The following is a 9240-nucleotide window of genomic DNA, read 5'->3' on the forward strand; positions in this document are numbered from 1 at the left end:
ACCGAATCGGATGCAATGGCGACATTTTCGCCTTGCATGCCCCCTCGGAAGGGACAAGAAGGGATACACGGGCTGATCCCAGGCCAAGGGGTCGGTGCTGCCCCAGCCAAAAAGCGCGGCGCACCGCGCTCCAAAGGGCAATCCTAGGCCCAGCGACCTGTGCCAACCCTGCACCAAGAAGCTGTGCAAAGCAGCCTCACAGCACCGTCACAGCCACTTTCAGCTTGTGCTTGCCCCCACCATGCACCACCCCCCGCATCGGCGGCACGTCTGCGTAGTCGCGCCCAACCGCCACGGTGACATATCGGGTGTCGGGCAGTTGATTGTTGGTGGGATCAAAATCCACCCAGCCCAAGTCTTCACCACACCACAGCGATACCCACGCATGGCTGGCATCTGCGCCCAGTAGCCTGGCCTGGCCCGGTGGCGGGTCGGTCAGCATGTAACCGCTCACGTAGCGGGCAGGAAGTCCCAGGGAACGCAGTACGCTGAGCATCAGATGTGCAAAATCCTGGCAAACACCCTCGCGGCGCTGCATGACTTCGATGACTGTGGTGTGTATGGTGGTGGAGCCGCTTTTGTAGGTGAATTCCCGGTAAATGCGGTTCATCAGGGCTTTGGCGCTGGCCACCACAGGGCGGTTGGGCCAAAAATCAAGCATGCCATAGTCGCGCATGGGCTCACTCAGGGGCACGTGCTTGGATTCAAAGCGAAATTGGTGGTCTGCATGAATGCTGCTGCCTGCGCGGTAACGAATGCCCTCCACCAATTTGTTCCAGGCCGGGCCCGGCAGGTCTTCAATGGCACCCGGGTGCAGTTGGGGGAGTACTTCGACTTCCATCTCGCTGTGCACCTCAAGGTGGTCCTGGGGGTAGTTCAGCTCAAAATGGTGCACCACATTGCCAAATGCATCGGTGCGGCTTTGCACGGTCGAGGGGTTGGGTTGTATGCGCAAGCTGTGGTGGATCACGCGTTGCCCCTTGCGCAGGGGGCCGGCGAGCATGCCCGTGCCTTCCTGCGGTTGCAAAATACAAATTTGTTGCGCGCACTCTGCTGGCTGCTGGTAGTCGTAATGCGTGACGTGAGTCACTTTGCGCAGGCTGGCCTGATCGGGCTTCGAATTCATGCTTATCGCCCCTGTATCACTTGGTCGGGCAGCTCTGCCAACCTAAAATACTGCGCGCCCACCACATCGCTCACGTTGTAGGCCATGTCGAGAAGGTCTTGCAGCCAGGCCCTCAGTTGCTTGCCGGTCTCGGCCGGGAAAGGGGGTTGAAGACCCTCAAGGCTCAGTGCCTTGGGCATTTCACCGCCATTAAACACCGCATCAAACAGTTGGCGAACAGGGCCTGTGTCGCCGGGCAAGCGATCAATCACAATATCCAGCTTGTACAAAATACGGCGCACGGCATAAGGGGCGTCGTCATCGAAAATCAAAAGGTCCAGGGTGGGCAGCCACTCAAAGCGATGTTGGTACCGTGAACGGTAGGTGATGGTGCTGTCAGCCAAGGCAATGGCCATCGCCAGGCCGTATTCGCCAGCTCGGCCAGGTGTGCTGGTCAGCGAAAGCAAACATTCACAGGCGCAGCACAGCCGCTCAAGCTGGCGTCCAAGCTGTAAAAAGCGCCAACCATTGTCGCGCGTCATGTGGTCGCTTTGTTCGCCATGCATGGCAAGCAAATACAGCTGCACCTTGGCCAGCGAGTTGCCCGGTATGCTGCGGTGAAAGCGCAGCCAATCGGGTTCCTCCAACACCTTGGCGCAGTCGCTGAGCAATCGCCAATGGTCGCTGCTTAAGCGGTCCCGAAGCTGTGAGGCCACACGCGCCAGCGCATTCAGTTGCTCAGCCAGCCCCTGTGCCGCCGGTGCGTTGGGTTTCTTGCTGTACCACATGCGGTCCAAAATTTCCTGCTCAAGGGCATCTTGGCCAATGGGGTCAGCCGGGTCGAATTCGCTGCTCAATCCCTGTTTGCCACACAGCTCGTGCAGCAAGCCCAAGGTGGTGGGGTCCAGATATTCTTCGTCGTTAAACAGGCCTTGGGCGTGTTTAAGCAAGCGCAGCGAAAAACTGGCTCGCTCGGTGTAACGGCCCAACCAAAACAAATGCTCGGCGGCACGACTGGACACAGGTCGCCTCAGGGCTTGCAAGTCTTTGGCTTGTAGTTTTTCTTTCAGGTTGCTGCTGCGCTCCACAGGCTCGCCACTGCGCACCCAGGTGTCCAGGCTGGTGCCGCCTTTTTGCATGCTCACAATGCCGTGTTGGTCGCCAGCCACCCGGGTAAGGCCGCCGGGCATCACCGAGTAATTGCCTTGGCCGTCGCTCACGGCAAACAGGCGCAGCATCATGGCACGCTCTTCGATTTTGCCTTCCCGCGTCCAAATGGGCACGCGCGACAGCGGGATGAGTTCTTGCAAGGTGAACTGCGTAGGCGTTTGGCTGATGCGGCTGAGCCATTGGCGCTTTTCGATGTCGTCAAGTTCAGAGCCCATGACGCTGTCCATGGTGCGGCCCTGGCGGTTTGGCCCTGTGGACTTGATCACCAGGTTATTCAGCCGCTCGCTGGCTTGGGCCCAGGCGGGCGACTCACCACACCACCAACTGGGCACGCTGGGCAAAATCAGTTCCTGCTCAAGGTAGTGTTGCCCCAAGCCGGGCATAAAGCCGTGGATGGCTGGGCTTTCCAGCCAGCCCGCCCCGGGCATGTTGGCGATCACCACGCCGCCGCTGCGCACAGCCTGCAGCAGGCCGGGCACCCCCAGCTGTGAGTCTTCACGAAGCTCAAGTGGGTCGAGCCATTGGTCGTCGGTGCGACGTATCAGCCCATCAATGGGTTCCAGGCCATTGACGGTTTTTAAAAATACACGGTTTTGGCGAACCACCAGGTCGCTGCCCTCCACCAGGGTAATACCCAGGTAGCGGGCCAAATAGGTGTGTTCGAAATACGTTTCGTTGTAGGGGCCAGGGGTGAGCAGGGCAATGCGGGCGTTTTCGCCTTTGGGGCACATGCGCCGTATGCCATCCATGTATTCACGATAAAAACCGGCCAGGTGCTGAATGTGCATTTCACGAAACGCGCGGTTAAAACTGCGCGAAATGCTCAGGCGATTCTCTAGCGCGTAGCCCAAGCCGGACGGGGCCTGAATACGATGGGTAATGGCCCACCAGCGCCCATCGGGGCCACGGCCAATGTCAAAGGCCATCATGTGCAGCCACACCCCGTTGGGTGGTTGCACACCATGCATGTGGGGTAGGTAGCCCGCATGGCCAAACAACAAATCGGCAGGCAACAAGCCATGTTGCAGCAGCCTTTGTTCGCCATAGGCATCGGCCATCATGAGGTTCAGCAGCTTGGCACGTTGGGCCACGCCGGCCTGCAACACCGCCCAGTCGGCTGGTTCAATCATGAAAGGCAGTAAATCGAGTGACCACGGGCGAGCTGCGCCCTGTTGCTGGTCGGCGTACACATTGTAGGTGATGCCGTTGTCTCGAATTTGTTTGTCCAGCGCCTGACGTTTGCTGTCCAGTTGGTCAGCCAGGTCGCCTGCAGGCAATTTGCTGATGAATTCTGCCCAAGCCGGGCGTAGCAGACCATTGCTGGCCATTTCGCTGAAATAGGCGCTGGTGCCCTTCAGGATGGCCTGTTGCCAGGGCTCTTCCTTGATCTCAGGCAGGCTGGTGCTTGCTGGGTTTGCGCTCACAGACACATCGGCTTTTTATATTTCAATGCCGCCTATTGTAATTGCCTGGCACTGGCTTGCCATGGTTTGCGGGCATATCTTGGATTTGAGTGAAAGGTGGTGTGTAATAGAGCGCCACACCATGCGGGTGTGGCTGTTGTTGAACAGGTGTTGTATGGATTTTGCATTGAATGTTTGGCAAACCTTGGTGAGAGCCAAAGTGGATAAAAAACACCCTTGGCGTGTGCTCACCTTGGCCACGGGCGGGCCTGACGGGCCCGATGCGCGGCAGGTGGTGTTGCGCGGGGTGAACATTGAACAGCGGCAGATCACTGTATACACCGATGCACGCAGCCAGAAAATGGCCCACATTCAACACAACCCCCAAGTGGCCATGTTGTTTTGGGATGCGCGGCACCAATGGCAATTGCGCTTGTGGGCCAAAGCCGAGCAAGAGCAAAACGAAGCCACTATTGAAGCATTGTGGGCCACCATTCCAGAGCATGCCCGCAAAGACTACGCCACCCTGAGCGCACCAGGCCAGCCTTTGCCCACCGAGCCCAAGCTGCCAGCTGAACTGAATTTTGACCAGGCCCGAAAACATTTTGTGGTGCTTAGGTTCACCGTGCAGCGCATGGATAGCCTGGTTCTGAAGCGCGAAGGGCATGAGCGCATGTTGCTTGAATGGGCGCATGAGCAATGGCTTCAAACCGCCCTGGTGCCTTAATGCCCAGGGTGATCATTCGAGCCTTGCAGCTTGATGACCAGGCCGAGTTTTTAAAGGCGGTTCGGGCCAGCCGCAATTTGCATCAACCGTGGATCACGGTGCCCCAAGACGCCCCCGCTTTCAAGCGCTATTTGGAGCGTTTCCAGCCCCCGCATGCCTATTGTTTTGTGATTTGCCTACAAAAAACCGGGGCAATCGTGGGCTCGGTGAACCTTACACAAATTGCGTATGGCGCCTATTGCAGCGCCGTGTTGGGTTATTTTGCGTTTGCTGGTTATGAGGGGCAGGGGTTGATCAGCCAAGGCTTGCGCAAGGCAATTGCGTTTGCCTTTAAAACTTTGCGCCTGCACAGGCTGGAAGCCAATATTCAGCCCCACAACAAGGCATCTATCGCATTGGTAAAGGCCTGTGGCTTTCATAAAGAAGGGTTGGCCCGCGGGTTTATTAAATTGCGTGGTCGCTGGCGCGACCACGAACGCTGGGCTTTGCTTAAAAATTAATCCTGCTCATCGATCCAGGCCATCTGGATGGCTTCCAGAATTTTTTCATTCGACTTGTTGGGGTCGTCATCAAAGCCGGGCAGGGCGCACACCCATTTGTGCAGGTCGGTGAAGCGGATGTACTGCGGGTCCACATCGGGGTGGGCTTCGCACAGCTCAATAGCGATGTCCAGCGTGTCGGTCCATTTCATGATGTTGTGGCTCCTGCTTGTGGGTTTGTTAGTGATTTTCGCGGGCGTGGTTGATGGTGTATTTGGGCAACTCCACCACCAGGTCTTTGTCGGCCACTTTCACCTGACAAGACAAGCGGCTCTGCGGCGTGAGGCCCCAAGCCATGTCCAGCAAATCGTCTTCGTCGTCACTGCTTTCATTCAAGCTGTTGAATCCTTCGCGCACAATCACGTGGCAGGTGGTGCAGGCGCAGCTCATCTCACAAGCGTGTTCCAGCGAAATATCGTGCTTCAAAATGGATTCGCACAGTTGGGCCCCGGTGGGCACTTCGAAGGTTTTGCCTTCCGGGCACAAGGTCTCGTGCGGCAAAATTTTGATGATTGGCATGGTGTAAATCTCGCTATGTTTGTGTGTTTTATTTGCCGCCGGTCAGCGTGCTGCTCACAGTGTCAATGGTTTTGCCGGTCAGCGCTTTGCGAATGCCGGCATCCATGCGGCGGGCGGCAAAGTCTTCGGTGAGGTGGCCAAGTTTTTCTATGCCAGCTTCTATGGCCCGCAGATCCTCGCCAGCCGCCAATTGGCGCAGGGTTTGTATTTCAGCGGTGATCGCCTTCTGTTCATCAGTGCTGAGCAGGTCGCCATCTTTGGACATGGCGGCTTCAACGGATTCCACCAAGCGCAGTGCTTCCACCTGTTGCTCCCGCAATTGGCGAGCATGCATGTCCGATTGCGCATGTTCAAAGCTGTTTTTCAGCATGTCGGCGATTTGATCGTCACCCAGGCCATACGATGGTTTTACCGTGATGTTGGCGCTCACGCCGGAGCCGGTTTCCATGGCGGTCACATTGAGCAGGCCATCGGCATCCACCTGGAATGTGACTCGAATGCGCGCAGCCCCAGCCACCATGGGGGGAATGCCGCGCAGCTCAAAACGCGCCAGGGAGCGGTTTTCGCTCACCAATTCGCGCTCGCCTTGCACCACGTGGATGGCCATGGCGGTTTGTCCATCTTTAAAGGTGGTGAATTCTTGCGCCCGCGCCACTGGGATGGTGCTGTTGCGGTTGATCACCCGCTCGGTGAGGCCGCCCATGGTCTCCAGCCCCAGGCTTAAGGGAATCACATCCAGAAGCAGCAGGTCGTCGTCGCTGCGGTTGCCCGCCAGCGTATCAGCCTGGATTGCAGCACCAATGGCCACCACTTCATCGGGGTTGAGGTTCACCAGGGGGTCTTGACCAAAAAAATCTTTCACAGCCTGGCGAATCACGGGCATGCGCGTGGAGCCACCCACCAACACCACGCCGTCGATGTCGTCCTTGACCAAACCCGCATCTCGCAGGGTTTTGCGAGTGGCCTGAATGGTGCGCTTGACTAGGGGTTCCACGATGGCAGCAAATTGCTCTGCCGTGACTGTTTCGGCAATGGTTTCGCCGCTTTTAAAGTCCACACTTAGAAAAGCCGTGTGTGCGCTGGAAATTTGCTCTTTCACGCGCCTGCAAGCCATCACCAAGCGGCCACGTTGCTGGGGGCTAAGCTCGTTTAAACCATGCGACTCAATAAAGTGGTCGGCCATGGCACGGTCGAAGTCGTCGCCGCCCAAAGCGGAGTCTCCGCCAGTGGCCAGCACTTCAAACACGCCGCCTTGCAGCCGAAGAATAGACACATCAAATGTGCCGCCGCCCAAGTCGAACACCACAAATTGGCCTTGGGCTTTTTGGTCCAGCCCATAGGCCACAGCCGCAGCCGTGGGTTCGTTGATGAGGCGTAGCACATTCAACCCAGCCAGCTGAGCCGCGTCTTTGGTTGCTTGACGTTGTGCGTCGTCAAAATAAGCGGGCACTGTGATAACCGCGCCCACCAATTCACCGCCCAAGGTGGCTTCGGCGCGTTTACGCAACGCGCGAAGAATGTCGGCAGACACCTCGACCGGGCTTTTGGTGCCATGGTCGGTTTGAATGTTCACCATGCCACCGCTGTCGGTGAGGCGGTAGGGTAGTTTCAAGCTGTCGACATCGGCAAAGCCGCGGCCCATCAGCCGTTTAACCGAGAATATGGTGTTGAAGGGGTCGGTGTCAGCGCAGGCCAATGCGTCTTCACCCATGTTGCGCACACCCTGCTCGCCGTAGCGCACCACGCTGGGCAAAATGACTCGCCCAGCTTCATCGGGCAGGCATTCGGCGCTGCCAGAGCGAACGCTGGCCACCAGCGAGTGTGTGGTGCCCAAATCGATGCCCACCGCAAGCCGATGCTCGTGGGGGGCGGTGGACATGCCGGGTTCGGCAATTTGCAACAAAGCCATTAGCTGGCGTCCTCCATCTGTTCGAGTTTTTTATTCAACTCGATCAAAAACTTGTCAATAAACAGCAGCGCTTGGGCGGTTTGCGTGGCCGCTTTGGCGTCCTGCTGCTGGTCAATGCATGTGGCGATAGCACTTAAGCAGCGTTTTTTCTCGGCCAGCACTTCGTCGATCAGGTCTTCAAGGTCGGCTTGGTCGCCAAGCTCTTCAAGCTGCTCGCGCCACTCCATTTGCTGCATCAGCAATGCTTGCGGCAAGTTGCTCTGTTGACCCCTGGGGTTTTCGCCTTGCAGTTCGCACCAATAAATGGCCCGCTCTACCGGGTTTTGAAGCCGTTTGTAGCCCTCGTTGATGCGGGTTGCCCATTGCACGGCCAGGCGTTTTTCTTGCGCACTGCCATTGGCGAAGCGGTCGGGGTGGGTTTGGTTTTGCAGCTTCAGATACGCGGCAGACAATGCAGCCCCGTCCAGCTCAAACTGGCAGGGCAGGCCAAAAATATCGAAGTCGTTGTCGCTGAGTTGTGCCACGGCTTCACACCGTGAAGCTTTCACCACATCCGCAGCGCGCTTTCTCGTTGGGATTGTTAAATTTAAAGCCTTCGTTCAAACCCTCGCGAGCGAAGTCCAGCTCGATGCCTTCCAGGTAAGGCATGCTTTTGGGGTCGACAAAAAGCTTCACGCCATGGGATTCAAACACCGTGTCTTCATCGGCAGCGCTGTCTACAAACTCAAGTTTGTAGGCCATGCCCGAGCAGCCTGTGGTGCGAACGCCCAAACGCAGGCCGATGCCTTTGCCGCGCTTTGCCAAAAATTTGCTGATGTGGTCGGCGGCACGTTCAGTCAATGTAATCGCCATGGTGTGTGTTCCTTCAATTCAACAGCTTGAGCGCACTTTAGGCGGTGTGCTTCTTTTTGTAATCTTCAACGGCTGCCTTGATGGCATCTTCGGCCAAAATGGAGCAGTGAATTTTCACCGGGGGCAGGGCCAACTCTTCGGCAATCGCCGTGTTTTTGATTTCCAGCGCTTGGTCCAGGGTTTTGCCTTTTACCCACTCGGTGACCAGCGAAGATGAGGCAATGGCCGAGCCACAACCGTAGGTTTTGAATTTTGCGTCGGTGATCACACCGTTTTCGCCCACCTTGATTTGCAGCTTCATGACGTCGCCACAGGCGGGGGCGCCCACCATGCCGGTGCCCACTTCGTTGTCGCCCTTGTCAAAAGAGCCCACGTTGCGGGGGTTTTCGTAGTGATCCAATACTTTGTCGCTGTATGCCATGGTACTTCTCCTTAATCCTCAATCCAGTTAAATGCCCAATCAGTGCTCGGCCCACTGCACGGTGCTTAGGTCGATGCCTTCTTGATGCATTTCCCACAGGGGCGACAGTTCACGCAACTTCGCCACCTTGGTTTTCATCAGTTCTACAGTAAAGTCAATGTCGGCCTCGGTGGTGAAACGACCCACCGAAAAACGAATGGAGCTGTGTGCCAGTTCGTCGCTGCGGCCCAGCGCGCGCAGCACATAAGAGGGCTCCAGGGAAGCCGATGTGCAGGCCGAGCCAGAGGACACCGCAATGTCTTTGACCGCCATGATGAGCGACTCGCCTTCCACGAAGTTGAAGCTCACATTCAGGTTGTGTGGCACGCGTTGCTCAAGGTCGCCGTTCACATAAATTTCTTCGATGCCGCGCAAGCCATTGAGCAGGCGGTCGCGCAGGGCTTTGATTTTTGGAAGCTCGGAGTCCATTTCCAGCTTGGCCAAACGGAACGCCTCACCCATGCCCACAATTTGATGGGTGGCCAAGGTGCCAGAGCGCATGCCACGCTCGTGACCGCCACCATGCATTTGAGCATCAATGCGAATGCGCGGCTTG

General features: G+C 57.2%; 11 protein-coding genes. 2 read left to right on the top strand and 9 right to left on the bottom strand.

Annotated features, from left to right (window positions below; genetic code table 11):
- Positions 1 to 196 precede the first annotated feature (196 nt).
- Positions 197 to 1126 (bottom strand): transglutaminase domain-containing protein, encoded by a 930-nt coding sequence (locus ACEQU8_RS02435; protein WP_370261220.1) that lies wholly within the window; start codon positions 1124 to 1126, stop codon positions 197 to 199.
- Positions 1127 to 1128: 2 nt separating this feature from the next.
- Entirely contained in the window at positions 1129 to 3699 is a 2571-nt protein-coding gene (locus tag ACEQU8_RS02440; protein WP_370261221.1) for a circularly permuted type 2 ATP-grasp protein, read from the bottom strand.
- 154 nt (positions 3700 to 3853) lie between these two features.
- Between ACEQU8_RS02440 and ACEQU8_RS02445 the strand changes: the two genes are divergently transcribed.
- Both ACEQU8_RS02445 and ACEQU8_RS02450 read left to right on the top strand, forming a co-directional pair.
- Positions 3854 to 4405, top strand: a complete 552-nt coding sequence (locus ACEQU8_RS02445; protein WP_370261222.1) for a pyridoxamine 5'-phosphate oxidase family protein — start codon at positions 3854 to 3856, stop codon at positions 4403 to 4405.
- Complete coding sequence (locus ACEQU8_RS02450; RefSeq protein WP_370261223.1) at positions 4405 to 4905, top strand: GNAT family N-acetyltransferase; 501 nt, start codon at positions 4405 to 4407, stop codon at positions 4903 to 4905. The genes ACEQU8_RS02445 and ACEQU8_RS02450 overlap by 1 nt, the downstream gene beginning before the upstream one ends.
- Here the strand turns inward: ACEQU8_RS02450 and iscX are convergent.
- The 7 genes from iscX to ACEQU8_RS02485 form a co-directional block, all read right to left on the bottom strand.
- The gene (gene iscX / locus ACEQU8_RS02455) at positions 4902 to 5096 is read right to left on the bottom strand and encodes a Fe-S cluster assembly protein IscX (RefSeq protein ID WP_370261225.1); all 195 of its coding nucleotides are present in this window, start codon (positions 5094 to 5096) and stop codon (positions 4902 to 4904) included. The two genes, ACEQU8_RS02450 and iscX, sit on opposite strands and share 4 nt — an antisense overlap.
- A gap of 28 nt (positions 5097 to 5124) precedes the next feature.
- Positions 5125 to 5463 carry an ISC system 2Fe-2S type ferredoxin gene (fdx, locus tag ACEQU8_RS02460; protein WP_370261226.1) on the bottom strand — a complete coding sequence of 113 codons (339 nt, stop codon included), beginning with the start codon at positions 5461 to 5463 and terminating at the stop codon, positions 5125 to 5127.
- Between the two features lie 28 nt (positions 5464 to 5491).
- The gene (gene hscA / locus ACEQU8_RS02465) at positions 5492 to 7372 is read right to left on the bottom strand and encodes a Fe-S protein assembly chaperone HscA (RefSeq protein WP_370261227.1); all 1881 of its coding nucleotides are present in this window, start codon (positions 7370 to 7372) and stop codon (positions 5492 to 5494) included.
- Positions 7372 to 7896: a Fe-S protein assembly co-chaperone HscB gene (gene hscB / locus ACEQU8_RS02470; RefSeq protein ID WP_370261229.1), complete on the bottom strand. Its 525-nt coding sequence runs from the start codon at positions 7894 to 7896 to the stop codon at positions 7372 to 7374. The genes hscA and hscB overlap by 1 nt, the downstream gene beginning before the upstream one ends.
- 4 nt (positions 7897 to 7900) lie before the next feature.
- Complete coding sequence (iscA, locus tag ACEQU8_RS02475) at positions 7901 to 8224, bottom strand: iron-sulfur cluster assembly protein IscA (RefSeq protein WP_370261230.1); 324 nt, start codon at positions 8222 to 8224, stop codon at positions 7901 to 7903.
- Between the two features lie 37 nt (positions 8225 to 8261).
- Positions 8262 to 8645: a Fe-S cluster assembly scaffold IscU gene (iscU, locus tag ACEQU8_RS02480; RefSeq protein ID WP_370261231.1), complete on the bottom strand. Its 384-nt coding sequence runs from the start codon at positions 8643 to 8645 to the stop codon at positions 8262 to 8264.
- A gap of 39 nt (positions 8646 to 8684) precedes the next feature.
- A partial coding sequence (locus tag ACEQU8_RS02485) for an aminotransferase class V-fold PLP-dependent enzyme (protein WP_370261232.1) occupies positions 8685 to 9240 on the bottom strand: 556 nt, incomplete at its 5' end.

The organism is Limnobacter sp. (assembly GCF_964228395.1).
In the GTDB taxonomy this organism is placed as follows: Bacteria; Pseudomonadota; Gammaproteobacteria; order Burkholderiales; family Burkholderiaceae_B; genus Limnobacter.